Genomic DNA, 26,426 nt, shown 5'->3' on the forward strand with positions numbered 1-26,426 from the left:
TTAGTGCGCTTTTAGGGCTCCGGCGATAATGGCGGAGAACTGGGTTGCGTCCAGGGAAGCCGTGCCCACCAGCACCCCGTCTACCGTAGGTTGGGCGGTGTAGCGGCCTACGTTCTCCGGATCAACGCTCCCACCATAGATGATTTTGACGTGTTCGTCAACTGCCTGGTGGGAGAATAAATCGTACAGGGATTGCTCAATCACCTGGTGCGTGTGCTCAATTTCGTTCGGGTCAATGTCCTGGCCGCTCCCGATGACCCACACCGGCTCGTAGGCGACGATGAGCTCGCACGCTTGAGTGAGCCACAGGCCGTTGAGCGCGTCGTGCAGCTGGCGCAAGAGCACCGCCTCTTTTTGGCCCTCTGCCCTATCGTCAAACTGCTCGCCAACGCACAGCACCGGGCGCAGCCCGAGCGAAAGCAGCATCCTGATTTTTTTGTGTATCATCTCGCCGGACTCAAACAAGTGCGCCCGGCGCTCCGAGTGCCCGACAATGACCGTGGTTACGCCGTATGAGGCAAGCTGCTTTGGGGACACTTCGCCCGTGAACGCGCCCTGCTCTTCCCAGAAGCAGTTCTGCGCGCCCATCTGGATGCCGCTTTCGCGCACGATGTCCGACACCGCGGCAAGCTCCGTAAAGCTCGGGCACAGCACCACGTCCGCACCCTTGAATTTTGCGGACGCCTTGGCAACTTTTTTGGCCAGCGCCAATGCCTCGCTCGGAGCGAGTTTCATTTTCCAGTTTGCGATGACAAGCGGGTTTTTCATGGCATTACCATTGATACGTGTTCTGCGCCCACACCGCGAGGCTCTTTGCGTCCTGCACCCTATCCTCGTTGGTTTGGGAGCCCAGGGTTACGATGTAGAGCCTGTGTCCGCCGGCCGTGTCCACTGCGGTTGCGAGGTTAAAGCCGGACTCGTCCAGATGCCCGGTTTTTCCGTACGCAACAAGCACGATGGTTCCCAGCAAATGGTTGGTGGTGAGCACGGCCTTGGCAGCGCCCTCCGGGAACACGCGGATGGTGTCACGGTGCGTGCCGATAATGTCCGTGATTGCCGGGTGCTTCCCTGCTTCCGCAAGCAGCCTCACCAGGTCCTCTGCGGTGCTCGTGTTTTCCGGTTCAAGCCCGCTCGGCTCGGTGAACACTGTGTTGCGCATGCCGAGCTCGCGGGCGCGGACATTCATGCGCTCCACAAACGCGCCCGCCTCTGCAGGGGCGCTGCGCGCCAAAGTTATTGTCGCATTATTGGCGCTCCCAAGCAAGCTCGCCACCAAAAAATCGCGCGCGGTTGCGGATTGGCCCGGGCGGATAAATTCATTGCCCCCCTCCCGGTCATCCTCCGGAACCATGGTGAGCCGCTCCCCGAGATTGGGTCCGCTCTCAAGGAACACCACCGCAGCCATGAGCTTGGCAATGCTCGCAACGGGCCACAGCGCGGACGCGTCCTTTTCGTACAAGACAGCCCCGCTTTTAGCGTCAACCACAATCGCGCTCCGGGCGCTTATGCGGGGGCCCAGGGATGCACGGTCAATTTTTACCGGCGGCCGCGAGGCATCGTCCGTTGTGCGCACGCGGTCAGCCCGGACACTCCCGTTGGAAACGTACGCGCCGTCCGCATCCGAAAACGGGAACGGAGGAAAAAGCAGGCTCGCAATGGCAAACAGCACGCTCACAAACGACATGCTACTCCTCTTCTTCCTCGGTTGATCTTAAAACCTCATCCAAGGTTTCGTGCCGGGAAAGCTTCTCGTAATCAGGGAGCTCGGAGGCGGACGAAACGCCGAGAAACTTGAGAAAATCGTGCGTGACCCGATACTTGGGAAGCATTTCTTTCTTTTCCGAGGTCCGCTCAATGAGCCCGCGGATGAGAAGGTTGCGCAGAATCAATCCGCAGTTCACTCCCCGGATCTGCTCCAGCTCCGGCTTGGTGACAAGGCCGCGGTACGCAATAATGGTGAGCGTCTCAAGGCCGGGATCCGTAAGCTCGCCCGTAACGTCTGATTTCAAGAATGACTTGACGAGCGCTGCGTTGTCGGGATGGCTTACGAGCTGGTAGGCATCGCCCGAAACCGCGAGTATGATGCCGCTGCCCTTTTTTCCGCCGTATGACGATTTGAGTTCGCGGAGAGCGGCCTCAACTTCCCCCTTTTTCGCGCCCGTGAGCTTCTTAAGCTGGGTGATGGAGATGGGCTGGCTTGATACGAACAGCAGGCTCTCTATTTTTGATGCGAGCGGCATGTTAGATTCTCTGAATGACAATGTCCTGGTGCGGCTCCTGGTCGGCCAGGAGGTGGCGCTGTTTGATGAGCTCCAGAAGCGCCAAAAAGCTCACGACAATCTCTGATTTATTCTTTGCGGATTTCAGGAATTCGCTGAATCCCGTTTTCTCAACAGACGCAAACAGGGCTTTGAGGTGCAGAATGCGCTCGCCGATTGAAACCACGCGGCCTAAGGTTCGCTTGGGAATTTTGACGAACGTCTTCTCAAGCTCGGCTATCAAGCGGGAAAGCCGCAGCCCGAGATCGCGGGGTGCAAGCTTGGGAGGGGGCGAAAACTCAACACTCGCCATTTTGAGCGGCTGGCGCGAAAAACTGAAGCGCTTTTTGGCGATAATTGCGCGCACGCTCTCGGAAGCATCGCGATACACCTTGTATATCTTGAGCTGCTCTTCCAGATAATCGGGATCCGCGTCCTCGTTCTGGAGTGAAGGCAAGAGCATGCAGGACTTGATGAACAGCAAACGGGACGCCACCACCAAAAAATCAGCAAGCTCGCTCGCGGCAAGGTTTTCGCCGAGCGCTTCCACGCGAGAGAGATACTGCTCCGTGACCTGGGCGAGCGAAACGTTCGTGATGTCAAGTTTTTCCTGTTCAATGAGCTCCAAGAGCAGCGAGAGCGGGCCTTCAAACGCTTCTGTTTTTATTTCGTACATATGGAATTTTTTGCTGTTTCGTTTTCCGCGCCGCAAGCGCTTCGCGCTTTCCCGCGGGCGTTAATCTGATTCTGGTGATAAACAGCTTCTCCGCTGTTTTGGCGCCATAGCCAATGAGCAGGCCCCGATCAATCAAACGCTCAATGCTCGCCGTGATAACCTGCTTGTAGTGCTCGGCCTGGGCTTTTGACGAGCTCTTGTCCGGGTTCTTGTCAACCACGCTGCGCCCAATAGCGCCCCCTCCCTCCACGCACGCTTCCAGGATAAATTGCTGGAGTTTGGAAAGCATAAAAAAAATCAAGTTAGGGCTCTAAAATTATTCCCGCTCACCACTTTTCTGCCGGTTTTTTGCTCCAATTCCAAACGCGCGTTTTTCGCTATCCGCCCGCCTTTCTTGGCCGGTACTTTATTTTCCTCCAAGCCCCTGGCTTCCATTGTCTCGGCAATCTGGCGGGTAGAAAGTTCGGCCAAGGCCGTAAACACCAGTTCCGCGTCCGACATATGGTCGCGTAAATGCTCGGTTTTTAATTTCTTCAAACTTTTATGCTCTTTCACCGACAAATCGCTCCATTCTTGATGAATAATATTGGTTAAAATCGCGTATTCATCCTGTTCTTTAACTTCATTGTTTTTCCAATAATCCGTCAATTTGTTCCTGATTTCCTGCCCCATCATTCTCTGCTGGATCCATTTCTCGCTCCGGCCCATTCTTTGCCAATTCACGCGGCCGCGATTGATGGATTTTTCCGGATCCGTTGTTTCTTGTATCCGTTCATAACCAACCTTGGCCAGCCAGAGTTTTATGGGCTCGGCTTTGGGGCTGGGAACAGACTGGATAAGGCGCAATAATGTTTCCACATCAGCTGCGTCAGTTTGGTAAAATTTACCGTCAGAGGCCTGCATTTTCAGGTGGTCACATTTTGTGACCACCTCGCTTCCCTCCTCTTTTAGACGGTTTTTAAGGGTCGTCCAGTAACTTTTGGCTTTTTTATGATCAATCTGATCTGTTAATACTGCGATAATATCTACCACGGAAAAATACCACTTTTCTTGTGTTTCGTCATAAACTCGGCGAATTTTTTTGCCCTCAAAAATGGCTAATTTTTTGGCTTTCATATTTTCGTTTTAACATGCTTCTTTATCACCCAGCCGCCGTTTCCCCTGTCTTAATCCCCCATGATCTTAATCTGCAACTCCCTCAACTGCTTCGGCAGAACCTCGCTCGGGCTATCCAGCATCACGTCGCGGCCGGCCCCGTCTTTGGGGAACGCGTAAATGTCGCGGATGGATTCCGCGTCCAAAAGCACCATGAGCAACCGGTCTATGCCCGGGGCATTACCGCCGTGCGGCGGGGCGCCAAACTCAAAAGCGCGGATCATATGGCCGAACTTGGCGTCCACTTCTTTCTTAGAATAACCAGCAATGGCGAAAGCCTTGTACATAATGTCCGGCCGATGGTTGCGTATGGCTCCGCTCGTAATCTCGTACCCGTTGAGCACGTAGTCATATTGATAAGCCAAAACATCCAGCGGATCTTTGGTTTCCAGGGCTTCCAAACCGCCCTGGGGCATGGAAAACGGGTTGTGGCCAAAATCAATTTTGCCCTCCTCTATTTCCGAGTACGCGTACATGGGGAAATCCGTAATCCAGCACCACGCGGCTTTAGTGTTGTCTTTGAGGCCCAATTTTGCGCCGCACATATTTCTCACCGCGCCCAGCGCCTCGCACACGGTCCGCCACTCGCCTGCCCCGAAAAAGATGATATCGCCCTCTTTGGCTTTGGCTTCTTTGATGATGCTTTTGACTTCCGGCTCGCTCAAAAATTTGAGGATCGGCGACTTGGGTTCTTTGTCTATAATAATGTACGCGAGCCCCTGGGCTCCTTTTTCTTTTGCGGCTTCCGTGATCTCGTCAATGTCTTTTCTTGAGAACTTGGCTCCTGCCGTAACATTCAGAGCGTGCACCACGCCTTTTTTCTTGATGGCATCGCTAAACACCTTGAATCCTGAATTTTTAACAACACTCGTAATGGGCTTGATTTCAAAATCAAAACGCAAGTCAGGCTTGTCAGTTCCGTACTTTTCCATGGCCTCGCGCCACGGAATGCGCGGGAACGGTTTTGTGATGATGGTTTTTTGAGATAATTCTTCCGTGAGTTTGACCATCAAAGGGTCCATGATCTCAAAAATGTCTTCCTGCTCCACAAACGACATTTCCATGTCCAGCTGGTAGAACTCGCCGAACGCGCGGTCAGCCCGGGGGTCTTCGTCGCGGAAGCACGGGGCAATCTGGAAATACCGGTCCAAGCCGCCGACCATCAACAACTGTTTGAACTGCTGGGGCGCCTGCGGAAGCGCGTAAAACTTGCCCGGGTACAAACGCGAAGGCACGAGCCAGTCGCGCGCGCCCTCCGGCGAAGAGTTGGCGAGAATCGGGGTCTGCACTTCAATAAAGCCGCGCTCCTGGAAGTACTGCCTAATCATGCGGATCATTTTATCCTTGAGCGCAAGCATGTTCTGCAGTTTGGGGCGGCGCAGGTCTATGAAGCGGTACTTGAGGCGCGTGTTCTCGTTCGCCTCAAATTCGGGCTTATCAAGCTCAAACGGAGGCGTCTCGGACTCATTCAAAATAACCAGTTCTTGCCCGTCAATCTCAATCTCCCCGGTATCAAGCTTTTTGTTTGCCATTGCCTTGGGCCGCTCGTTGACCGTGCCCTGAACTTGCACCACAAACTCGCTGCGGAGCTTGTTTGCTTCTTTCCAGGCGTCCTTGGACCGCTTGGGATCAAACGCAACTTGCGTGAGCCCGTACCTATCGCGCAGGTCTATAAAAATAACGCCCCCGTGGTCCCGGCGGGACTGCACCCAGCCAGCCAGTTTTACCTCTTTTCCTTTGTCTTGCGGCCGGAGTTCTCCGCATGTGTGTGTTCGGTACATATTTTGATGATTCCCCCTCCTTGATAAGGAGGGGGTTGGGGGTGGTTATGTACTCTAGAATACCAATTTTAGGGAAAAATTGCAACGAGGCCCCAACAAAAAAACCGCCTTAATGGGCGGATGGGGGGTATGCGAATATCAAACAGGCGCGTTGTTAGGCGCTTGCGCGAGCCTCCAATCGTTCAATCCGCTCTCCGTGCTCATCCAAACGGCCTCCGATTGACGCCTGTTCGGTCAGTACTTGGTCAAGTTTCTTTGAAATTTTGTCTTGGCCCATCATAATCTCGTCTTTGTATGCTACCAAGTCCTGTTTCGTTGCCATTTTTTCATCCAAAAAATCGCCGAGCTCATCTTTAAACTCAATCAAATCCCTGACTTTAACTGGGCGCTCCAAATCTTCTTTTGCTGGCTTAAACATAGCGTCAATGTTACTGCAACACGCAGTATACCACACCAGCCACGATTGCACAACAAACGCACCTTAAAATTCTGCTGACTCACCGGCTTTAAGCGGGGTGAACGCAATTCCTGCGTCTGCGAGCATCTTCTGCGGCAGGCCGTGGAACAGCTCAATGATTTCGTCTTTCAAAAACCCATCATGCACGGGAAAGCATTTTTTGGGTCTGACGTTTTTGGCGTAATCAATGCCCTGGCCTATCATCATCCACGGCCCGCTCACCGGGAGCGCGAGTATGTTGACCGGACGGCCCGGATGCGTGAGTGAATCTCCGGGATAAAACAAATCACCGCCAATCCAGTAACCCGTATTCTGGGGCATTGCAATTCCCTGGTAAATAGATTCATGTATGCAATCAAACGCCTCCAGTTCCACGCCTTTGACTGATAGCTTTGATGTGCCCTCAAGCGCCTCATATAACAATCCCGCTTTTGACAACGACTGGCCCGTGCCGCTGTTGGCGTACACTTTCGCGTTTGGGTTGTTTGCTAAAATCGTTTTGATGGAATCAGCATGCATGTGGTCCGAGTGGTCGTGCGTGATGAGGATGACGTCAACATTGCTGACGGATGAGTGTTCGCCAATGGTCCACATGCCCGGATCCGTTAAAATCCGAAGCCCGTTTACTTCTATGATGAGGCAACAGTGCCCGAGTTTGGCGATATGCATATAATTTAGGCTACGTGGCGCTTAAGCGTGCGCCTGATGGCGCAATAGTCCGGAATTGTTTGCTCCACCAGTTTCCAAAACGCAGGGGAATGATTCAGCTCTTTGAGATGGCACAGCTCATGCGCCACCACATACTCCGCGTGCGCAAGGGGCAGGAACAGGAGTTTGTAGCTGAAGTTGAGGTTGCCGTCCGCGGAGCAGCTCCCCCACCGCGTTTGTTGGTTGCGGATGGATACGCGGTTATAGGCAAAGCCGTACTGCCGATTAACGCGCTCAAGCGTTTCGTTGATGAACTGCCGCGCCTGTTCGCGGTGCTTATGGTAGTGCGCGCGGTCTCTGGACCGTGTGAACCGAGGCATACGCTATGCCACACCCAGGCGCTCAAACAAACACCGCACAATCTCATCTTTCTTTTGCGCATCAATTTTGCCGGGCACCTCAACCCCGAACACTCTTTTGACCACTCCTTGACGTATCAGCCATGTCTCAAGCGGGCCCACCGGCGTGCCGTCTGAACCCGTGCGCGGCCGGTACCCGTCAACAAACTCAAAACCGAGGTACTCGTCTTCCGGATCATCAATGCCGGAAAAGAGCTCAACGCCGCATGAGGTAACCGCATCCCGCATGGCCGAGAGCTCCAAATCCGAAAACGCGCCTGTATCGTACAAATAGAACTGCTCTTGGCTGGGATCCTCATGGAAAGAGATGCACGTATCCATCTTGCATTGGTTGAGCAGGGCCATGACTGCCTGCGCCTCCTGGCAATCGGTTCCATCAATGAACTGCCGGTTGATGTCTTTGTCGCGGTAGTTGGCCCGAGATCGCGAAGCGACCGAGGACGGGCTCACCTCGGGAATGTACAAAAAATCCGGCAATGCCTGTTCCAGTGAGTCAATGGCCTTATGCACCGAATCAATCACCTCAAACTCATCCCCGTGCGCGCCGGAGAGCAGTAACAGACCGGGGTTTTCCCCTCGGACATAGTAGGGAAGCTCAACTGACTTGTGCTTATAGGCGCGCTTTTCCATAGCGTTTGATTGCATAGTATATCATCAACCCCGCGAAAGCGGCAATCACCATGCTCCCGAGAACATCAATGCCGTGGTGAACTCCGGCAAGCACGCGCGATGCGCCCGAGACCGCGGTTATGAGCGCGAGCGCGGTACCGAGCTTTTTATTAAACGGAAATACCGCGGCCGCAATGGCGGCGGCGAACAGCGTATGGTCCGACGGGAAGCCATTGTCCGGCGCATGCGGTATAAGCGGGACAACATCGTTCTGTACGAACGGCCGGGGATTATAGTAGAAGCGCTGCAGCAGTCGGCCAACCAGGTACGCGGTTGGCAGGAGCATGCCGCCGAACAGCAGCATGCGCTTTTGGACGCTCCGGGGCTGTGTTGCGAAAAACAACAGCCCGAGCGCGGGAATGAACAAAAAAAGATACGCGCTTCCGAAAATAATCAGCTGGTCTGCCATAGGTTGGGCGAGCTGCGGCGCTGGGCGATAAAGCAGTGTTTCGCAATTTCTATCAACGCGATAACCCACGCGCACGCGAACAGAATGAGCAGCCAGTCCGAAAGCCCGAGCGGAACCGTGCGCAGAAAGGTTTGGAAAAACGGCGCATAGATGCCGATGAACTGGACCGCGAATCCGGCGCCCACGGCCGCGATGAGCCAACGGTTGGTGAAGAAATCTGTTTCAAAAATGGAATGCCGCAGGCTCCTCACCGAGAACACGTACAAGAGCGACTCAACCCCGATTGCCGTAAACGCCACCGTGCGCGCCCGGTCCAGGTCCTTGGTCGTCTTCCAGATGAGGTAGAAGAGCCCCAGGGTCGCAACTGACGTAATGGCGCTGATGAAAAAGATGAGAAACGTGCGCTCAAAATCCAGGATCGGCTCATTCCGTTCGCGCGGCGGCTCATCCATGATTTCGGGCTCTTCGGGCTCAAGGGTGAGCGCGAGATCCGGAAACCCGTCCGTCACCAGGTTGATCCACAAAATCTGGGCCGCGAGAATGGGCAGAGGCCAGCCCGCGAGCATGCCGAACACAATGACCGCCATCTCCGTAAAGCTGTTTGAGAGCAGGTAGAGCGTAACTTTGCGGATGTTGTCAAAAATCACCCTGCCCTCCCGCACGGCCGCCACAATGGTGGCAAAATTATTGTCCAAGAGCACCAGGTCCGCGGTTTCCTTGGCGACGTCCGTGCCGCTGCCGAGCGCAACCCCGATGTCCGCTTTCGCGAGCGCGGGCGCGTCGTTGACCCCGTCTCCGGTCATGGCAACAGTCTGCCCGTTCTTCTGCAGAGCCGCGATGATGCGAAGCTTGTCCGTGGGCGTGGCGCGCGAGAACACTTTGGCTTTTTTTACGAGGCGCGCAAGTTCCGAATCCGAAATACTCGCCAGCCGCTCGCCGTCAATCACCTCATCTTCCGCGGGTTTGAATCCGAGCTCGCGGGCGATTGCGAGCGCCGTGTGCCGGTTGTCGCCCGTGATGATGATGGTTTGGATGCCAGCCGCGGCCGTGCGCCTGATGGTCTCTTCCGCTTCCGGGCGCAGGGGGTCTTTGATCCCCCAAAATCCGGTAAACACGGCAGCCGTGTTGTACCGCGGCAGTTCATCAAACGTGGATACAGCCGCCGGAACTGCCTTGTAGGCTCCGGCAAGGAGCCGCAGGCCGTCCCCGGAAAGCTTCTCGTAGAGCGCGAGCAACGCCTTGCGCTTCCGGGGCGTTATCTTCTTGGCTGATGCTCCGTCCTGGTAGCGCTCGCACATGGAGAGGATCCGCTCGGGAGCGCCCTTGAGGTACACCAAGCGCTGCTTGCTCGTCCATGCGTTGAGCGTTGCCATGTACTTTTTGCGGGAATCAAACGGAACCTCGTCAAACCGTGGCCGGGGTTCGTGCAGGTCCGCTTCCTGGAAATCCCCGTCAACCGCGGAAAGCAGGATGGCGCGCTCCGTGGGGCTGCCCACCACGATTTGCTCGCGCAGTTCTTCCTCTTGGGTCGCCTTCTCGCTCTCCGCGCTTGCGACCACCGCGTTGTTGCAGTACACCGCAATCTGGTTGAGGCGCTTGATCTCAAGCGCGCCGGCCTGGAGCCGCTTGGGATCAGCCGCTTTCGTGCCGCCCACGCCGTCGTGGTTCTCGGTTTCTGTGTGCACCACGCGCATCTCCCCCACGGTGACGGTGCCGGTTTTGTCCGCGCAGATGACATTGGTTGATCCGAGCGTTTCCGCGGCAACCAGCTTGCGCACGAGCGACCCCTTCTTGAGGATGCGCTGCATGCCGATGGTCAAGATGACTGTCACTTCAACCACCAAGCCTTCGGGAATCACGGCAACTGCCACGGCCACGGCAATCACGAACATCTCCGTAAAACTGTACTCATAGGCAAGCCCCACGCCGAGCAACAAGGCGGAAAGTCCGAGCACCAAGAGGCCAAGCCTGCGGCTGAACGAATCAAAACGCTCCTGCAGCGGAGTGCGCACCTCTTTTGTTTCTTTGACCAGGGAAGCGATTTTGCCGATTTCAGTCGCTTTGCCGATTGCGGCCACCGCGAACCGACCGTGCCCTTCGGTGACCACGGTTCCCGCAAACACCATGTTGTGCTGGTCCGCGAGCGAGAGCTCGCCCGCGAGTGCGCGGTCAACTTTTTCAACCGCCTCGCTCTCCCCGGTTAACGCGGCTTCGCTTATTTTGAGGTGCTCGGCGGACAGGAGCCTGCCGTCCGCGGTAATTTTATCCCCTGCCGAGAGCACCACAATGTCCCCGGGCACGAGCTCGGCCGAGAAAATTTTGCGCTCCTGGCTGTCGCGGATCACCCACACCTCGTGCGTGACGATTTTTTTAAGGCTTGCCAAAGCGCGCTGCGCTTTGTACTCCTGGAAAAATCCGACAATGACGTTTATGGCGACTGCCGCAAAAATAACGTACGAATCAATGCGGTCTCCGAGGGCCAGGCTCGCCGCGGCCGCCGCGAGCAGGATGTACGTAAGCGAGCTCTTGAACTGCCGGATAAAAACCACGAGGAGCGGCACAGGCGGCTCCTCCGGAAGCGCGTTCTCTCCGTGCTTTTCTTGCCGCTCTAAAACCTGCTTTTGGGTGAGCCCGTGCTTTGCGGAACCGAGCTTGTCCAGGGCGCTCTCAATGCCAAGGCAGTACCACTCCTCCTTGTGGCGGGGGGGTGGCACTATTTTTACGTCCTCAATCTTTTTGATTTCTTTTTCCGGCATCTGTATGTTCTCTTTTTTTACAAATTTTTGCTTGGGCTAAGCGAAGTGAAGTTAAGCGAAAATTTGAGAGGGGCAACAAAACGGAACCTGGAATGGCCTCGCGCAGCGAGGGCATGAAAGGTGGAGTTTTGTATGACCCGATGGTGCGCCCAGAGGGATTCGGACCCCCGACCATCTCCTTAAAAGGGAGCTGCTCTACCAACTGAGCTATGGGCGCGCGTCAGAGTCGGGACTATTGTAATTTAAGACGTAATTACGATACCAGATAAATACGACTTTGGCAAGCTGGTTTGATTGATTTATCTGGATATTTTAGGTAGGATGACTGTGCCGAAAAAAAGGCCTGCAATAGCTCGCCGGAGGGACCGCGCAGGCTGTTTTGGTTCTTTGACAACAGAACCCCATCTCACACCCCAACAACCCTCTAAAGGAGCAGCGAAATGACCGACGTAGAAGGGCTTGACCTGGAGCTCCCCGGCAATCACCGGTACCAGCCAGCAGAACTCCAGCCCATTCTGGGCTACGACAAGCTCTACTGGGGACTGGCTGAAGTTGAACTCGCAGCCCTGGACGTGCTGCACGAGATTGGCGTGATTCCGGATAGCGACTACGCGCACCTCACTGCTCCCGCCCGCGACGGGCTCCGCGCCATCACCACCACTGCAGTGGATGAAGAGGAGCGCAAAACGCGCCACGACGTCCGCGCCTGGGTGCGCCTGGCACAGAAAATCTTGCATCCGAACATAGGGCGTTGGGTGCATGTTCCCATGACCAGCTATGACCCCCTGGACACGGGCCGGGCGTGGCTCTACCGAAAAGCGCACGCCGAGGCAATCCGGCCCGCGCTCCTGGAAGTCATCCGCCTGTTTGCCGCCCGAACCCGCGAACTGGCGAACCAGGTCCAGATCGGCAGAACCCACGGCCAGCACGCGCTGCCTATTACCGTAGGGTTCTGGCTCGCGACCATCCTCCACCGTATAGTGTACAACGCGCAGAAGCTGGACCTGCATGCCAGCGAGCTGGTCGGAAAGATTTCCGGCCCGGTCGGCGCGTACAACGCCCAGGCACACCTCGGCATTGCCGAGCGATGCGGCCAACAGACGTTTGAGGAACGGGTGTTGGGTAAACTTGGGCTGAAACCCGCTCCCATCAGCACGCAGATCGCGCCGCCGGATCCGCTCGCCTACTTCCTTTTCTCTGCAGCGCTCGTGACGCAGAACATCGCCCAGTTTGGCAGGGACTGCAGGCAGCTGATGCGAACCGAAATCGGTGAGATCACGGAACGTAAGGAAGCCGGCACAGTCGGGTCTTCGTCCATGCCGCACAAGACAAATCCCATCAGCTACGAAAACTGCGAGGGGATGTGGCTCAAGACCATCGGGCAACTCGTGGTGTTCTGCAGTGCCATGATCAGCGAACACCAGCGCGACCTGGTGAACAGCGGCCCGGCCCGCGATTTCCCGGCCATCCTCGTCAATCTCATGCACCAGCTCAGCACGCTGATCCGCAAGGACCGCGCGACCAAGCGACCGTTCATCACGCGCCTCACGATAGACGCCGAAGCATGCGCGCGCAATCTGCATCTGCGGAGTAATGTGATACTCGCCGAGCCGCTCTACGTGGCCCTGCTCATCGGCGGCTACCAGGGTGACGCGCACGGGCTTCTGAATGACGAACTCGTGCCGATCGCCTTCCAATCGAACCGAGCGCTCATTGATGTTGTTCTGGAACGGGCACAGGGCGATGAAGCGCTCGCGCGGGCGGTAGAGGAATTCCCAGCCGGCTCGCTTGACATGTTCCGCAGCCCCGAAACCTACACCGGCAGCGCCGCTGAAAAAGCGCTCCAAATCGCAGATGCGGCAGAAGCGTTCGCAACTGCCGTGTAGTCCCGCACCCAACCAGAGGAGAACCGCACCGTGATCTCACGAGATGTCATCCGAGCCCAGCTCGGGAACTGCCTGGAAGATGCCTGGTTTCGCTGGACAACGCACTATACCCGCGGCAAGGTGCGCGACATGTATCCTCTGCCGGCAAGCCAGGATATGCCTGAACGGCGCGTCATCATCGCCACAGACCGGCAGAGTGCGCACGACCACATTGTCGGCACTATTCCCTTCTACGGACAGGTCCGGAACCAAATCGCGCTGTGGTGGTTCAGCCGCACCGACGACATCGTGCCCAACGCCGTGCTCGCGGCACCGGATGAGAACGTAGTGGTCATGGAGGAGTTGATCATGTTCCCGGTGGAGATGGTGGTGCGGGCATGCCTCACGGGCAGCTCAAGCACGGCCATCTGGACCCACTACAACAACGGCGAGCGTATCTTCTGCGGTCACCGCCTGCCCGACGGCATGGTAAAGAACCAGCCCCTGCCCATGGGCAGCATCATCACCCCGAGCACCAAGGCAGAGGACGGGCACGATAAGTCCATCTCCGACGAAGAGGTGCTCGCGCACGGCCTGGTTGATCCGGATACCTGGGATCAGCTCGCCGCAATGGCGCTCGCGCTGTTCGCGCGCGGCCAGAAGCTCGCCGAGGAGCGCGGGCTCATCCTGGTGGACACCAAGTACGAATTCGGCGAGACTGCAGACGGCCTCATCATGATCGCGGACGAGATCCACACCCCGGATTCGTCGCGCTACTGGGTGCGGGCAACCTACGAAGAACGACTCCGGAGGGACGAGGAGCCCGAGAGCTTGGACAAGGAGCCGCTCCGCATTTGGCTCAAAGAGCAAGGCATCTCGGACGACCATGTGCCAGAACTGACCGACGACATTCGGATCGAGATGGCCCAACGGTACATCGCGCTCTTTGAACGCATAACCGGCGAAACGTTCGTTCCGCCGGACGCGGATATGTCAATAAGGGAACGAATCGAGGAGGCAATCACGCCGTTCATGTTTTGACACTGCCGGGCACTATGCCTGGTCGGTACCTGGGCGCGCAGCAACATCCCGCTGCGTGCCCTCTTTTTTATTACGTGATACAATACTAATCCCAACCCCCTCTTAGTCTCCCCCTTATATATCACCCCAGAAATGCCTTCGGCAGTTTCTGGGGACCCCGAGTAAAGGGGGAGAAACTAGGATGATGACCCCCCTCTAGCTCCCCCCTGAATACAGGGGGGAGAACCAGGATTATGAACTTCACCATCCAAAACCCATCCACCCACTCCCGCAACCTCCTGCGAAGAGCAGGCTATGCCCTGCACGCGACCCGCGAGGGAAAAGTGAGCTATGTCAAACGGATCCACGGGGATGAGTATCCCCGCTTCCATCTGTACGTGAATGACGAAAAGCCGGGCATCTCCATGGAGCTCTCTTTGCACTTGGATGAAAAGCGGCCCTCCTATGAGGGCCATACCGCGCATTCAGGCGAATATGAAGGTCCACTGATAGAGCAGGAGCGGGACCGGATTCTGGGGACAATTTAAGGAGGAGCCATATATGCGTACGATTCACCCAGGGTACGCCTGGCCGACAGCAATGTCGGATAGACGGGGGTTCCCTGCTGAATCGGGAGCATATGTGGCTCCGACACAAATGTGCACTTACTGTGCATAGGCCGTGAATTCCCCTATCACGCCAAAACAGATACAATACATACATGGCAGAACAAAGACTAACCACCAATACCGCCGAAAAACTGCCCCCGCAGAACCTGGAAGCCGAGCAATCCGTGCTCGGCTCCCTGCTGTTGGACCAAAACGCCGTCATCAGCATCGGCGATGCTCTGAAACCCGAAGATTTTTACAAAGAAACGCACAAGGTGATTTACCAGGCAATGCTTTCTCTGTTTGAGCGCAGGGAACCCATTGACTTGCTGTCCTTGACGAACATCCTGAACGAACGGAAGCAGCTTGAGCTCGTGGGGGGCAGGGAGTATTTGATGGATTTGACGAACGCGGTGCCGAGCGCGGCAAACGTGGGGCACTATGCAACCATTGTGCGCAAGAAATCAACCCTGCGCAACCTCCTGTACGCGTCCCACCAAATCACCCAGCTCGGGTACGACGAATCCGATGACGTGGACGCAGTGCTGGACCAAGCAGAGCAAAAGCTCTTCGCCATTTCCCAGCGCTCCTTGCGCCAGAACTTCATCAGCATCAAGTCCGTCCTGCATGACACGTTTGAGCGCATTGAAAAGCTGCACCAGGGGGACGGCAGGCTGCGCGGCATCTCCACCGGGTTTTTTGATTTGGATGACAAGCTCTCGGGCTTGCAGGCCTCGGATTTGGTGGTGATCGCGGCACGGCCTTCGGTCGGGAAAACCTCGCTTGCCATGGACCTGGCGCGCCACATGGCGGTGGTTGAAAAAAAGAGTGTGGGCATCTTCAGCTTGGAAATGTCCAAAGAGCAGCTCGTGGACCGCCTGCTGTGCACCCAGGCAGGAGTTGAATTGTGGCGCATGCGCACGGGCAAGCTCTCCCAGTCACCGGAGCACGACGACTTCCCCCGCATCGGGCACGCCATGGGAGAGCTCTCTGAGGCCAACATCTTCATTGATGACGGCGCAAACGTAAACATCATGGAAATCCGCACCAAGGCGCGCCGCCTCGCCGCGGAGCAGGGAGTTGACTGCATCATCGTGGACTACTTGCAATTGATGGAGGGCCGCTCCAACCGGAACGGCGACAACCGCGTGCAGGAGGTTGCGGAAATCACCCGCGCCCTTAAGTCCATTGCCCGCGAGCTCAACATCCCGGTGGTGGCGCTCTCCCAGCTCTCACGGGCCGTGGAGCAGCAGCAGGGCGCGGCAATCCCGCGCCTCGCGCATTTGCGCGAATCCGGCACCATTGAGCAGGACGCGGACGTGGTGCTCTTCATCTACCGCAAGTCAGCGGACCGCAAGTACCGCCCGGAGGAGCTCTCGGCCGAAGAGCGGCACCTTGCCGAAATCCACATCGCAAAGCACCGCAACGGCCCGACCGGGGTGATCAAGCTCTTCTTTAACGAGCAGCTGGTCAGCTTCCAGAACCTCGCAAAAGCCGGAAAACACGCGGACCCAGGGTACGCGCATGCTCCGGAACCTCCCCGGGCCGCGCCTGTTGACGAAGTTGACGTGCCTCCCTTCTAAAGGGTAGAATCACGGTATGTTCAACAAACTCAAACAATTCAAAGAGCTCCGAAGCCAGGCTAAAACTCTCCAAACCGCGCTCAAAGAAGAAACCGTCACCTGCGAAAAAGGCGGAGTCACCATCACCATGGACGGCAACCAGGACATCACGGCCGTTCTGGTGCGGCCTGATTTGCTCTCTTTGGGCCGGAAGCGCGATCTGGAGAATGCCATCAGAGATGCGAATGCCGCTGCCATAGAAAAGACCAAGCGCATCATGGCAAGAAAAATGCAGTCCATGGGAGGGTTTGACCAGTTTGGCTTGGGCGACAAAAAAATAGGGACATGACCCATTTTCATCCATGAGTTCCCTTCCCCCGTCAATCCAGAACCTGGTGGGCCACTTTACGACCCTGCCGGGCATCGGGCCCAAGACCGCTGAAAAGCTGGTGTTTTTTTTATTGCGCACTCCGGCAAAAGAGCTGCACGATTTTGGAGAGGCGCTCGCGAGCATTGCCGACAACTTAAGCCTTTGCCGCGCGTGCCAGAACTTTACGGATGCGGAACTCTGCGCCATCTGCGCAAATCCCCGGCGGGACCAGGGAACCGTCTGCGTGGTTGCCGACCCCTTGGACTTGATCGCGCTTGAAGAAGCGCACGCGTTCCGCGGAGTCTACCATGTGCTCGGGCACAACATCAACCCCCTGGAAGGCATCACCCCCAATGACATTAGAATCCGCGAGCTGGTTCTGCGCATAGAAAAAGCAAACCCCCCGATTACCGAAGTGATTCTCGGGCTTGATGCGAACAATGAGGGCGAAACCACGTCCTTGTACCTGGCTCGGCTTTTGAAACAGTACCCCGTAAAGGTAACCCGCATCGGCAAGGGATTGCCCCAGGGAAGCGACATGGAGTATGCGGACTCCGTGACGTTGAGCAACGCGCTTCTCGGCCGGCGCGAAATCTAAAACAGCCCCGCGGGTAGCGGTGGGCTGTTTTTACGCGGTAATTTTTTCTATCTTGACCTGGGTGTACGCCTGGCGATGGCCGTACTTCTTGCGGTAGCGCACCTTGCGCTTGTACTTGATGACGTCAATCTTCTTGGCGCGCCCCTGCGCCAACACGAGAGCAGTGACTTTGGCGCCAGGAACGAGCGGAGCCCCGATGGTGAGATTGGCGCCATCTGCCTCGCCAACCAAAAGCACCTCGTTAAAATCAACGTTTTTTCCGGCTTCCACGTCAAGTTTTTCCACTTTGATGGTGTCGCCCTCCGCCACCTTGTACTGCTTTCCGCCTGTTTTGATGACTGCAATCATATACGGTTACGCATTAACTCCTCGGCTCTGCAGTGAAAAAGCTTGCTTTTTCACTGCTCTCGCTCTACGTCGTTTATTGGAAAAGTATACGCTCAATTGCCTGCCTTGTCAAGCTCCACTACATCCCCTGTTTTGACGCCATTCCCAGCCACCCAGCCCGCGTTCACTTCCAGAACCATGTCAGCGGGCTTGTGTGATTGAAAGCGCGCTATGGAGCCGTCTTCTGATTGGTAGGGAATGTTTTCCTGTATGCCTATGACTGTGCGGCCTGCGATCCAAATCGCGTCAAGGGGAAAACGCATATCCTTCATCCAAAAATTCCTGGGTCGCGCATCACCGTACACAAACAGCATGCCGCGGCCCGGCGGCAGTGATGAGCGCCCGGAAAGACCCTGAACCTGGCTCGGCCGCGTATCCGCAATTTCCACGGACACGGTTGCGCGGCCGACTCGCAGGGAAGACATTTCAAGCAGTGCGGATGGATCACGCATATACCGATTTGCCGCAAGCGCGGCCATTGCCGCTAGGGCAATGGCGATGAGAGTGAATGTGAGCGTTTTCGCGACCATAGTCCCAAAAGAATCATGACCGCAACGAGCGCGGTCAAGAGGTACACCTTGCCCCGGGTCTGGACGAACAGCGATGCAACCCCGAAAAGCGCGGCCACTCCCCACAAGAGCAGCACGCTCTGCCGGTGCGAGAGCCCCGCGGTCAAGAGCCGAAAGTGCAGGTGCTTTGAGTCCCCGATTGCGGGTGATTTTTTTTCCAAAAACACGCGGCGCACAATGACCCACCCCACGTCAAGGATAGGAACACCCATCACTAAAAGCGCGGTGGCGACTTTCCCGCCGGAAATGATTGCGAGCACCCCCAGCATGAATCCAAGCCAGACGCTCCCCCCTTCGCCCAAGAATATCTTGGCCGGGTGCGCGTTCCAGAACAAAAAGCCGAGGGTGGCTCCGGCGAGAGATACGGCGAGCAAGGCCACGTCCGGCTGGAACGTCTTATCGGACAAAGAGAGCGCGAATAAAATGAACGCGCCGATGGCGGTAATGCCCGATACGAGGCCGTCAAGCCCGTCCAGGAGCTTGGTGGTGAACATCATTCCCAAGAGCCAGATGACGGTGAAGAAGTCAGCGAGCAGCACGAACTGGATGGTCCGGCCGCCCGCTTCAAACAGGTCCCACTGGAGAGTGTCCAAGTGCCACAGCCCGGGGCCCAAGGGATTGCTCACGAACGCAATGCCCATGCCGCTTCCGATGACCACTAAAATTGCGATGATGGGAGCAACCAGCTGGAACCGCGCCCGCAAGCGGTAGCGGTCATCCAAAAAACCGCCGACCATAAGCGCAAACCCCGCGATGAAGAGCCCGAGCAAAAATTGCTCGCTTACGTACCGCGCCGGCAAGAGATCCGAAAACAGGATAATTGACCCAATCACCAGCCAGAACGATGCGAAAATAGCCGCTCCGCCGAGGAGCGGAATGGGCTTTGAGTGGATTTTGCGCGGCTCGCCCGGGCGGTCAATAATGTTAAGCCTCGCGGCAACGCGGCGCACTACTGTGGTTGCAAGGAAGGCCAGCGCCGCTGCCGCCAAAAAAATCCCTACGTACCGCATAGCTATACTGGGTGCGCCTCAAGGTAGGTCCCGAGGATCAAGGCCGCTGCCTGGGCATGGTTGCGCTCGGCTGCATCATCTGATGCAGTGGTTGAGAACCGCTCATCCTGCTTGGTGATAGGCAAGGAGAGCGTTGAAAGTTTTTTGATGAATTCGTCCACGGCGCGGGTGGCTGCCCCCTCTTCCCCGGCAAGCGTGAGCGGGTACCCGATCACAATGTGCTGGAAGCCCTCAACCAGAATAATCCGCTCCAGCTCAAGGATGGCGCCGGAGTCGTTCAGCACGGTCCGGAACGGCACCGCGACCCGAGCCTCGTCCGAGGCTTTGGCAAGCCCGATTTTGGATTCGCCGTAATCAATGCCTAAGTAGTTCATAACCACCCCCTCGCCCCCTCCTGAATACAGGAGGGGGAATATTATATGGTCGAGCCCGCTCCTGAATACAGGAGGGGAGTTTACTGGGTTAATATTCGCGGCCCGTTCGTGGCGGCCACGACCGTGTGCTCAAAGTGCGCGGCGCGCGCGCCATCAGCAGTCACCACGCCCCAGCCGTCATCCGCTGTTTTGACGTCTGCGCCTCCAATGGCAATCATGGGCTCAATGGCAAGCACTGCCCCTGCCATGATTTTTTCGCCGCTTCCGGCTTTTCCAAAATTGGGAATACGCGGCTCTTCGTGCACGCTGTAGCCCACGGCATGGCCGGTGAGCTTGCGGATGACCCCATATCCAAGCTTTTCCGCATACTCCTGGACCGCGTGCCCGATATCGCCGAGATGGTTGCCCGCTACAGCCTGGGCAATGCCGCGTTCCAAACACTCGCGCGTTACCGCGAGCAGGCGCTCGTCTTCTTCCGAAATATCGCCAATGGGAACGGTTACGGCATGGTCCGTGTACAAACCTTTGTACTCTAGACCGAGGTCCAGGCCGATCAAATCCCCTTCTCTGAATGCCAAATCCTTGTGCGGAATGCCGTGCACCAGCATGTCGTTCGGGGAAACGCACAACACGTTCGGGAACTCTTCGCCAGGCTTGCCAAATCCCTTGAATGACGGGCTGCCCCCTGCTTTGCGGATTTCCTCTTCTGCCAACGCGTCCAAATCAGATGCGTTGGCGCCCGCAACGCACCGCGCAACCAAATCTTTCATAATGCAGGCAAGGATATGCCCGCCTTCCGCCAGCAGTTCTATTTCTTTGGCGGTTTTCGGCTTCATGCAAATATCTCCCCCACTGATTTTTCAACTTCATCAATGGACGGCGTGCCGTCTATGCGGTGGAGAATGCCTTGCGCTTCGTAGCGATCAAGCATGGGTTTGGTATCTTTGTGGTACCAGTCAAGGCGCTTCTGGATCCCCGCGGGCGTATCATCTGCACGCTGCACAAGTTTCGTGTTGCAATCATCACAGAGCTCATCGCTCTTTGGCGGATTGGTAAGCATGTTATAGACCCTCCCGTCTTTCGGGCACTCTCTGCGGGCGGAAAGCCTTCTGATTGACTCCTGGTCCGGAATGTCAATCAAAATAACGTGCGAGGGCGCGGCAACCGCGTCAGAAGCCTCTGCCTGGCCCTGGCTCCGGGGAAATCCGTCCATCACAAAACCTCCGGATGAGGAGAGCGCCTGTTCCATCTTTGCTTTCATGAACGCGCTGATGTCCTGGTCCGCCAGATGGCCGCCGGAATTGACGGTTTCTGCAAACTGATTGCCGCGCGCGCTTTTGGACGCGATTTCATCGCGCAAGAGCTTGCCCGTCTCAAGATACGGGATTTCAAGCTTTTGCGCTAGCCGCTTGCCCTGGGTTCCCTTGCCCGACCCTTGGGGCCCGAGCAGGATGATGACTGGTTTGTTTTTTTGCATGAACGTTAGAAGCGTTCGTAGTCCCTCATGATGAGCTGGGAATTGATTTGCTTGACCGTCTCAATCACCACAGACACCACGATCAAAAGAGAGGTGCCGCCGATGACCAAATTCCGCGAACAAGATGCGGTTTGAAACCTGGGAAAGGTAGCGGCTGGTTTCGTGCCCGGGCCGAATCCCCGGGATAAACCCGCCCTGGCGCTGGAGGTTTTCGGCAATCTGATCCGGCTTGAAAATGACCGCCGTGTAAAAGTAGGTGAATCCGAACACCAGCAAAAAGTACACCACCGCGTACACTATGCCGTTGGGATTGAACAACTCAATCACCAGGTTCGCGGCCTGCCGCAGGAGCGCAACCGATGACTCCGAAAAAAACTGGGCGACAAGAGGCGGGAACAGCACAATGGAAATCGCGAAGATGATGGGAATCACGCCTGCCTGGTTCACGCGCAAGGGCAGGTGGCTGTGCACACCCCCGCCGGATGCGCCTCCGCGCGCAAACTTGGCGTAGGTCACCGGAATGTTGCGCTGGCCTTCGGTGATGAACACCACGCCCGCGACTGTCGCGAGCGCGATAATCACAAACAGGATGACGTTGATGAGCTGGGACGCGTCGTAGGTTGAAAACACCCGCAAGAGCGCTGTGGGCAGCCCGGCAACAATGCCCGCGAAAATGAGGAGCGAGATGCCGTTGCCCACCTTGCGTTCGCTCGCGAGCTCCCCGAGCCACATCAAAAACAAGGTGCCTGCAGTCACCACCGCCATCACCATAGCCATCTGGGCAAAAGAAATGGAGCCCAAGAGGGACGCGCCAGCGGAGGTGCCCGCGCGCTGCAGGAACACGATGGTGCCGTACGCCTGGATCAGGGCAAAGGGAACCGTGGCAAGCCTGGTCCACTGGCCGATTTTCTGCCTTCCGGCCTCGCTCTCCTTTTGCATCTCCTCAAGCTGGGGCACGATCATGCCGAGGAGCTGGAAGATGATGGATGAGGTGATGTACGGCCCCACGCCGAGCATGACCACGGAAAAGTTCTCCAAGCCGCCTCCGGTGAGGATGTTGAGGAGCCCGAGAATCTGGTTGGAATTAAAAAAAGCCTGCAGCCCGGAAACGTCAACCCCGGGGACCGGGATGTGCGCGAGCACGCGGAAGATGACAAAGACGCCGAGCACAAACAGTATATCATTCCTGATATCCCGCGTGGCTACGATCTGTTTGAGCTTCTGTACAAACATGGGTTACTTACGCGCGATAGTGACGCTTCCGCCCGCCTTTTCAATGGCCGCGCGCGCGGACCGCGATACGTAGTGCACGGTAACGCTAAGCTTCTTTTCCAGTGTACCATTTCCGAGCACCTTTACGCCACCCGGAGTCCGGCGCACCACGCCGCGGCTTACCAGGGATTTCTGGCTGACGGTTTCGCCGTCCTTAAAGCGTAGGGAGAGCTGTGAGAGGTTGACAATCGCAATTTCGGGCGAGAAACGCTTAAAACCCCGCAGCTTGGGCGTGCGGATCAAAAACTGCTGGAACGCGCTGCGCCGCTTGATGCCCCGCGTCCCGCCCGAACGCGCGGTCTGGCCCTTTAAGCCTCGGGCCGAATACGTGCCCTTGCCCGAAGCATTGCCGCGGCCAACGCGCTTTTTGCGCTTCTTCTGTCCAGCCGGGCGCGGCAGGTTGTGGAGAGAAAGTTCTGCCATATGCTATGCTGTTCCTTTTTCTTCTGTCGGCTCTTCGGATCCCTCCCCCGGCTTGGCCTCCTGCTTTAGAGCGGTTTTTCGGGCCCGCGGCTTCCGCAGCCGTCCGAGCGCATCCATCAGGGTCTGGGCGTTATTCACCTTATTGTTCGTCCCCATGATCTTGGCCACTACGTCGCGGACTCCGGCCAACTCAAAAATCTGGCGGACCACGCTGCCCGCAATCACTCCTGTTCCGGGCGGGGCCGGCTTCAGGAAAAGCTGGGAACTGCGGTCCTTGATGCGGATTTCGTGCGGAATGGTTCCGGTGTCCGTGGTCTCAACCCGCACTAAGTGCTTTTTGGCGTCATTGGCCGCCTTGCTGATGGCAAGCTGCACGTCCGCCCCCTTTGCGATGCCCACGCCAACTTTGCCCTTCCGGTCGCCAATCACGATGCACGCCCGAAAGCGCATGCGTTTGCCGCCTGCCATAACGCGCGTGACGCGCGCCAAATCCAGAATGACCTGGTCAAACTCATCACGGGCCTGGTCTTTGCGCGGTGAGCGCGGACCCCCTCTCCTTGAGCGCTGTGGTCTCTCTTGTGCCATAGTGTTATACAATTACTCCTGCCGCGCGCAGTGCCTCGGTAAACGCTTTCACGCGGCCGTGGTACTTTTTGCTGCCGCGGTCAAGCGCTGCCTGTTTGATTCCCTCGGCAAGGGCTTTTTTGCCCAGCGCCTCTCCCAAGAGAGAAGCGCGCTCGGTTTTGGTTCCCGAAAAGCCTTTATCGCGGCCGGAAACGAGGGTTGTGCCTTTTGCATCGTCAATAAACTGGACAAACATGCCGGACGCGGAAAGCGCAAGCGAAACGCGGATGCGCGCGCTCCGGCCGCCCAAACGGCTGCGGACGCGGCGGGCGCGGCGCGTGGCGTTCAGTTGTTTTTTAGTCGCGTGCATATTATCCTTCTGATCCCTTCATCACCTTGCCCTCCTTGCGGCGGATGACTTCGTCTGCGTACTTAATGCCCTTGCCTTTGTACGGCTCGGGTTTTTTAATTTTTCTGATGCTGGCGGCTGTCTCGCCCAGAAGTTCCTTGTGGATGCCGGAAAGCGTAATCGCATTGCCTTCCACTCGCGCCTGGATGCCTTCCGGAATCTCAAACTCAACCGGGTGGGAAAACCCCACGTTCAACACCAAGAGGTTCCCTTTAAGCTGGACCTTAAACCCAATTCCGTTCACCTCAAGTTTTTTCTCGTACCCATCCGTAACTCCGGTAACGGCGTTCGCAACCAGGCTGCGCGCAAGCCCCCAAAACGCGGCTTGGCGGCCGTCCTCGGGATTGGGAACCGAAACGTGCAAGGCGCCCTCCCGCTCTTCTACTTTTGCCTTGGGCGGAAGCGCTACCGAGAGCGTGCCTCTGGGGCCCGCGACGGTAACCGAATCGCGGTGCAGGGCGCTGGTCACGCCCGGGGGCAGTACAATGGGTTGTTTGCCGATTCTTGACATACTCGTATTAGTAAATCTCGCACAACACTTCTCCGCCGAGACCGGCCCGCTTGGCTTCTCTGCTGGTCATAAGCCCCCGGGGAGTGGAAATGATTGCAATGCCGTACCCGGAGAGCACCACGGGCAGTTTGTCGGACTGTGCGTACACCCGAAGTCCGGGTTTGCTTATGCGGACCAAGCGCTCAAGCGCGGATTTTCCTTCCTTATCGTACGCAAGGCTGATGCTGATGGCTGGCTTGCCGGCGCTATCCGCGGCCTCGGTAACCGCGCCAACGTACTTTTCGCGCGAGAGCAGCTGCGCCAACCTGAACTTGAGCTTGGAAAACGGAACAACCACGGCCTCGTGCCGGGCGCGCGTTGCGTTCCGTATTCGGGTTAACATGTCTGCGATTGGATCAGTCATCATATGATTATATGAATATCGGAGTGAGGTTCCCTACCAGCTTGATTTGCGCACACCAGGGATCTCTCCGTTCCGCGCAAGCTCGCGGAAGCAGATCCGGCAGAGGTCAAAATCACGCATGTACCCCCGGTTCCTGCCGCACTTCCAACACCTCCGAATCTTCCGGGTGGAAAACTTCGGGGAGCGGGATGCTTTTACTTTTAATGCGGTTCGTGCCATATGGGTACCTCTGGTAATAGTGTGGTTACTTTTTGAATGGAAATCCGAGCGCCTTAAGGAGGGTAAGCCCGTCGTGGTCGTTTGCGGCGCTCGTGACCACTGTAATTTCAATTCCGTGCAGCTTTGCGATATCATCCCCGGCAACCTCCGGAAACACGTTGTGCTCGGAAAACCCAACGGTGAAGTTCCCGTGCCCGTCAAACCCCTTGGTGGAGAGCCCGCTGAAATCGCGCACGCGCGGCAAGGTCACGTGGAGAAGGCGGTCCAAGAAATCAATGGCGCGCGTGCCGCGCAGCGTGACCTTCCCTCCCACCACCTGGCCTTCCCTGATTTTAAAATTTGAAATGGAGAGCCGGGCCCGCGTGGCAATGGCGCGCTGGCCCGTGATGCGCGAGAGCGTGTCCATAATCTTTGCTTCGTCAACCGCCCCACCCCTCGAGACACGGCTGTTTATCACCACTTTCTCAATGCGCGGAGCGGCGTGGATGTTGTGCGCGCCAAACAGCTCTTTCCGGTTGGGAAGCACGCTCTTTTGGTAGGTTGCGGCAATGGAGGTGAACATAGGGGGTTACAGGGCTGCTTTGCACTTTTTGCACGCGCGCATTTTTGCCGCGGGCGATGCGGTTGAAGTAGTTCGGGCGCTCGCCCCGACACGGGTGGCTTTTCCGCACTGCGGGCACACGAGCATGACGTTTGACGCTTCAATCGGGGAAGAAAATTCAATCTTCTGGCCCGCTACCCCGCGCTTATTGGAACGCAAGTGCTTGGTGAGCACGTTAACGCCAAGAACCGACACGCGGTTGAGCGCGGGCAGAACCTGCAGAACTTTTCCCGACTTCCCGCGGTCTTTGCCTGCAATCACTTTAATAGTATCGCCTTTCTTGATCTTCATAGTTGATGCCAGCGGAAAGCGGCGCTAAAGCACTTCCGGCGCCAGTGAAATAATTTTAGTAAACCCTTTTTGGCGCAATTCCCGCGCGACCGGCCCGAAAATGCGGGTGCCCCGCGGCTCTTTTGATTTCTTATCCGCCAAAATCACGACCGCGTTTTCATCAAACCGAACGTACGATCCGTCAGCCCGGCGGAGTTCTTTTTTGCTGCGGACCAGGACCCCGGTCACCACGTCGCCCTTTTTTACCATTGAGTGGGGCTGCGCTTCTTTAACCACCAAGGTCATGACATCCCCGATGCGGGCGTACCGCTTGCGGTTTCCGCCGAGCACGGTGATACACCGGAGCTTTTTCGCGCCGGTATTGTCCGCTGAATGCGCCATGGTCATAAACTGGATCATAAGGTACTCCCTTCCTTTGCAATAACGCGCCAGCGCTTTGTCTTGGACAGGGGCCTGGTCTCTTCTATGGTGACCAGGGTACCGGCCGCGAGCACCGCGCCCCGCCAGTCGCAGATGTAGTGCTTGCTTGTGGTGTAGCGCTTATGGTACTGGGGATGGGTTTTCACGCGGTTCACGACGACGACAACCGTATGCTGCATCTTGGTGGATGCAACAATTCCGTTCAGGCGGCGTTTGCGGGTAATCTTTTGCGTAGTCTCTTCCAT

The 26,426-nt window shown here is 56.8% G+C and carries 35 protein-coding genes, 1 tRNA gene and 1 pseudogene; 6 read left to right on the forward strand and 31 right to left on the reverse strand.

Features of this window, described 5'->3' with window-relative positions:
• From HYT31_01305 to HYT31_01370, 14 genes are all read right to left on the reverse strand, one after another.
• Nucleotides 1-768: a triose-phosphate isomerase gene (locus tag HYT31_01305; GenBank protein ID MBI2050424.1), complete on the reverse strand. Its 768-nt coding sequence runs from the start codon at nt 766-768 to the stop codon at nt 1-3.
• Nucleotides 769-772: 4 nt separating this feature from the next.
• Entirely contained in the window at nt 773-1,684 is a 912-nt protein-coding gene (locus HYT31_01310) for a D-alanyl-D-alanine carboxypeptidase (GenBank protein MBI2050425.1), read from the reverse strand.
• 1 nt (nt 1,685) lies between these two features.
• The gene (gene scpB / locus HYT31_01315) at nt 1,686-2,240 is read right to left on the reverse strand and encodes an SMC-Scp complex subunit ScpB (GenBank protein MBI2050426.1); all 555 of its coding nucleotides are present in this window, start codon (nt 2,238-2,240) and stop codon (nt 1,686-1,688) included.
• Between the two features lies 1 nt (nt 2,241).
• Nucleotides 2,242-2,934 (reverse strand): segregation/condensation protein A, encoded by a 693-nt coding sequence (locus tag HYT31_01320; GenBank protein ID MBI2050427.1) that lies wholly within the window; start codon nt 2,932-2,934, stop codon nt 2,242-2,244.
• On the reverse strand, nt 2,906-3,223 hold the full coding sequence (locus tag HYT31_01325; protein ID MBI2050428.1) for a hypothetical protein: 318 nt from the start codon (nt 3,221-3,223) through the stop codon (nt 2,906-2,908). The genes HYT31_01320 and HYT31_01325 overlap by 29 nt, the downstream gene beginning before the upstream one ends.
• Nucleotides 3,224-3,231: 8 nt before the next feature.
• The gene (locus tag HYT31_01330; protein MBI2050429.1) at nt 3,232-4,050 is read right to left on the reverse strand and encodes a hypothetical protein; all 819 of its coding nucleotides are present in this window, start codon (nt 4,048-4,050) and stop codon (nt 3,232-3,234) included.
• Between the two features lie 50 nt (nt 4,051-4,100).
• A complete protein-coding gene (aspS, locus tag HYT31_01335; protein MBI2050430.1) occupies nt 4,101-5,870 on the reverse strand; it encodes an aspartate--tRNA ligase in 1,770 nt (589 codons plus the stop codon).
• A gap of 154 nt (nt 5,871-6,024) precedes the next feature.
• Complete coding sequence (locus tag HYT31_01340; protein ID MBI2050431.1) at nt 6,025-6,288, reverse strand: hypothetical protein; 264 nt, start codon at nt 6,286-6,288, stop codon at nt 6,025-6,027.
• A 63-nt stretch (nt 6,289-6,351) separates the two neighbouring features.
• Entirely contained in the window at nt 6,352-6,996 is a 645-nt protein-coding gene (locus tag HYT31_01345; protein MBI2050432.1) for an MBL fold metallo-hydrolase, read from the reverse strand.
• Nucleotides 6,997-7,001: 5 nt separating this feature from the next.
• Nucleotides 7,002-7,355 carry a M48 family metallopeptidase gene (locus tag HYT31_01350; GenBank protein MBI2050433.1) on the reverse strand — a complete coding sequence of 118 codons (354 nt, stop codon included), beginning with the start codon at nt 7,353-7,355 and terminating at the stop codon, nt 7,002-7,004.
• Between the two features lie 3 nt (nt 7,356-7,358).
• Nucleotides 7,359-8,039 carry a hypothetical protein gene (locus tag HYT31_01355; GenBank protein ID MBI2050434.1) on the reverse strand — a complete coding sequence of 227 codons (681 nt, stop codon included), beginning with the start codon at nt 8,037-8,039 and terminating at the stop codon, nt 7,359-7,361.
• Nucleotides 8,005-8,472 carry a phosphatase PAP2 family protein gene (locus HYT31_01360; protein ID MBI2050435.1) on the reverse strand — a complete coding sequence of 156 codons (468 nt, stop codon included), beginning with the start codon at nt 8,470-8,472 and terminating at the stop codon, nt 8,005-8,007. Before HYT31_01360 ends, HYT31_01355 begins: the two co-directional genes overlap by 35 nt.
• Entirely contained in the window at nt 8,457-11,228 is a 2,772-nt protein-coding gene (locus HYT31_01365; protein ID MBI2050436.1) for an HAD-IC family P-type ATPase, read from the reverse strand. The genes HYT31_01360 and HYT31_01365 overlap by 16 nt, the downstream gene beginning before the upstream one ends.
• Nucleotides 11,229-11,369: 141 nt before the next feature.
• Nucleotides 11,370-11,445 (reverse strand) — tRNA-Lys (locus HYT31_01370).
• A 223-nt stretch (nt 11,446-11,668) separates the two neighbouring features.
• Between HYT31_01370 and HYT31_01375 the strand changes: the two genes are divergently transcribed.
• The 6 genes from HYT31_01375 (at nt 11,669) to recR (ending at nt 17,251) form a co-directional block, all read left to right on the forward strand.
• Nucleotides 11,669-13,114, forward strand: coding sequence for a hypothetical protein (locus tag HYT31_01375; GenBank protein MBI2050437.1), 1,446 nt, complete (start codon nt 11,669-11,671; stop codon nt 13,112-13,114).
• Between the two features lie 30 nt (nt 13,115-13,144).
• Entirely contained in the window at nt 13,145-14,134 is a 990-nt protein-coding gene (locus HYT31_01380) for a phosphoribosylaminoimidazolesuccinocarboxamide synthase (protein ID MBI2050438.1), read from the forward strand.
• Nucleotides 14,135-14,367: 233 nt separating this feature from the next.
• Nucleotides 14,368-14,661, forward strand: coding sequence for a hypothetical protein (locus HYT31_01385; protein MBI2050439.1), 294 nt, complete (start codon nt 14,368-14,370; stop codon nt 14,659-14,661).
• A 173-nt stretch (nt 14,662-14,834) separates the two neighbouring features.
• Nucleotides 14,835-16,304 carry a replicative DNA helicase gene (gene dnaB / locus HYT31_01390; GenBank protein MBI2050440.1) on the forward strand — a complete coding sequence of 490 codons (1,470 nt, stop codon included), beginning with the start codon at nt 14,835-14,837 and terminating at the stop codon, nt 16,302-16,304.
• Between the two features lie 16 nt (nt 16,305-16,320).
• A complete protein-coding gene (locus HYT31_01395) occupies nt 16,321-16,632 on the forward strand; it encodes a YbaB/EbfC family nucleoid-associated protein (GenBank protein MBI2050441.1) in 312 nt (103 codons plus the stop codon).
• A gap of 13 nt (nt 16,633-16,645) precedes the next feature.
• Complete coding sequence (gene recR, locus HYT31_01400) at nt 16,646-17,251, forward strand: recombination protein RecR (protein ID MBI2050442.1); 606 nt, start codon at nt 16,646-16,648, stop codon at nt 17,249-17,251.
• 30 nt (nt 17,252-17,281) lie between these two features.
• Here the strand turns inward: recR and rplU are convergent, their stop codons facing one another.
• The 17 genes and pseudogenes from rplU to rpsQ form a co-directional block, all read right to left on the reverse strand.
• Complete coding sequence (rplU, locus tag HYT31_01405; GenBank protein MBI2050443.1) at nt 17,282-17,599, reverse strand: 50S ribosomal protein L21; 318 nt, start codon at nt 17,597-17,599, stop codon at nt 17,282-17,284.
• 92 nt (nt 17,600-17,691) lie between these two features.
• A complete protein-coding gene (locus tag HYT31_01410) occupies nt 17,692-18,168 on the reverse strand; it encodes a DUF192 domain-containing protein (protein MBI2050444.1) in 477 nt (158 codons plus the stop codon).
• Nucleotides 18,123-19,217: an undecaprenyl/decaprenyl-phosphate alpha-N-acetylglucosaminyl 1-phosphate transferase gene (locus tag HYT31_01415; GenBank protein ID MBI2050445.1), complete on the reverse strand. Its 1,095-nt coding sequence runs from the start codon at nt 19,215-19,217 to the stop codon at nt 18,123-18,125. Before HYT31_01415 ends, HYT31_01410 begins: the two co-directional genes overlap by 46 nt.
• A 2-nt stretch (nt 19,218-19,219) precedes the next feature.
• Nucleotides 19,220-19,591, reverse strand: coding sequence for a Holliday junction resolvase RuvX (ruvX, locus tag HYT31_01420; protein ID MBI2050446.1), 372 nt, complete (start codon nt 19,589-19,591; stop codon nt 19,220-19,222).
• 80 nt (nt 19,592-19,671) lie between these two features.
• Nucleotides 19,672-20,427 (reverse strand): type I methionyl aminopeptidase, encoded by a 756-nt coding sequence (map, locus tag HYT31_01425; GenBank protein MBI2050447.1) that lies wholly within the window; start codon nt 20,425-20,427, stop codon nt 19,672-19,674.
• Nucleotides 20,424-21,068: a nucleoside monophosphate kinase gene (locus HYT31_01430; protein ID MBI2050448.1), complete on the reverse strand. Its 645-nt coding sequence runs from the start codon at nt 21,066-21,068 to the stop codon at nt 20,424-20,426. Before HYT31_01430 ends, map begins: the two co-directional genes overlap by 4 nt.
• 5 nt (nt 21,069-21,073) lie before the next feature.
• Nucleotides 21,074-22,301: pseudogene (gene secY, locus HYT31_01435) on the reverse strand (preprotein translocase subunit SecY).
• Nucleotides 22,302-22,304: 3 nt separating this feature from the next.
• Nucleotides 22,305-22,763 carry a 50S ribosomal protein L15 gene (gene rplO, locus HYT31_01440; protein ID MBI2050449.1) on the reverse strand — a complete coding sequence of 153 codons (459 nt, stop codon included), beginning with the start codon at nt 22,761-22,763 and terminating at the stop codon, nt 22,305-22,307.
• A 3-nt stretch (nt 22,764-22,766) separates the two neighbouring features.
• On the reverse strand, nt 22,767-23,348 hold the full coding sequence (rpsE, locus tag HYT31_01445; protein ID MBI2050450.1) for a 30S ribosomal protein S5: 582 nt from the start codon (nt 23,346-23,348) through the stop codon (nt 22,767-22,769).
• Nucleotides 23,349-23,352: 4 nt separating this feature from the next.
• The gene (locus tag HYT31_01450; GenBank protein ID MBI2050451.1) at nt 23,353-23,697 is read right to left on the reverse strand and encodes a 50S ribosomal protein L18; all 345 of its coding nucleotides are present in this window, start codon (nt 23,695-23,697) and stop codon (nt 23,353-23,355) included.
• Nucleotide 23,698: 1 nt separating this feature from the next.
• Nucleotides 23,699-24,247, reverse strand: a complete 549-nt coding sequence (gene rplF, locus HYT31_01455) for a 50S ribosomal protein L6 (protein ID MBI2050452.1) — start codon at nt 24,245-24,247, stop codon at nt 23,699-23,701.
• Between the two features lie 7 nt (nt 24,248-24,254).
• Nucleotides 24,255-24,650 carry a 30S ribosomal protein S8 gene (gene rpsH / locus HYT31_01460; protein MBI2050453.1) on the reverse strand — a complete coding sequence of 132 codons (396 nt, stop codon included), beginning with the start codon at nt 24,648-24,650 and terminating at the stop codon, nt 24,255-24,257.
• Between the two features lie 33 nt (nt 24,651-24,683).
• Nucleotides 24,684-24,869, reverse strand: a complete 186-nt coding sequence (locus tag HYT31_01465; protein ID MBI2050454.1) for a type Z 30S ribosomal protein S14 — start codon at nt 24,867-24,869, stop codon at nt 24,684-24,686.
• Nucleotides 24,870-24,894: 25 nt separating this feature from the next.
• Entirely contained in the window at nt 24,895-25,431 is a 537-nt protein-coding gene (gene rplE, locus HYT31_01470) for a 50S ribosomal protein L5 (GenBank protein ID MBI2050455.1), read from the reverse strand.
• Between the two features lie 6 nt (nt 25,432-25,437).
• Nucleotides 25,438-25,761, reverse strand: coding sequence for a 50S ribosomal protein L24 (locus tag HYT31_01475; GenBank protein MBI2050456.1), 324 nt, complete (start codon nt 25,759-25,761; stop codon nt 25,438-25,440).
• A 24-nt stretch (nt 25,762-25,785) separates the two neighbouring features.
• Complete coding sequence (gene rplN / locus HYT31_01480; GenBank protein MBI2050457.1) at nt 25,786-26,160, reverse strand: 50S ribosomal protein L14; 375 nt, start codon at nt 26,158-26,160, stop codon at nt 25,786-25,788.
• On the reverse strand, nt 26,157-26,426 hold the full coding sequence (rpsQ, locus tag HYT31_01485) for a 30S ribosomal protein S17 (GenBank protein MBI2050458.1): 270 nt from the start codon (nt 26,424-26,426) through the stop codon (nt 26,157-26,159). Before rpsQ ends, rplN begins: the two co-directional genes overlap by 4 nt.

Source organism: Parcubacteria group bacterium (assembly GCA_016181765.1).
Taxonomy (GTDB): domain Bacteria; phylum Patescibacteriota; class Patescibacteriia; order UBA2169; family UBA2169; genus CG10-46-32.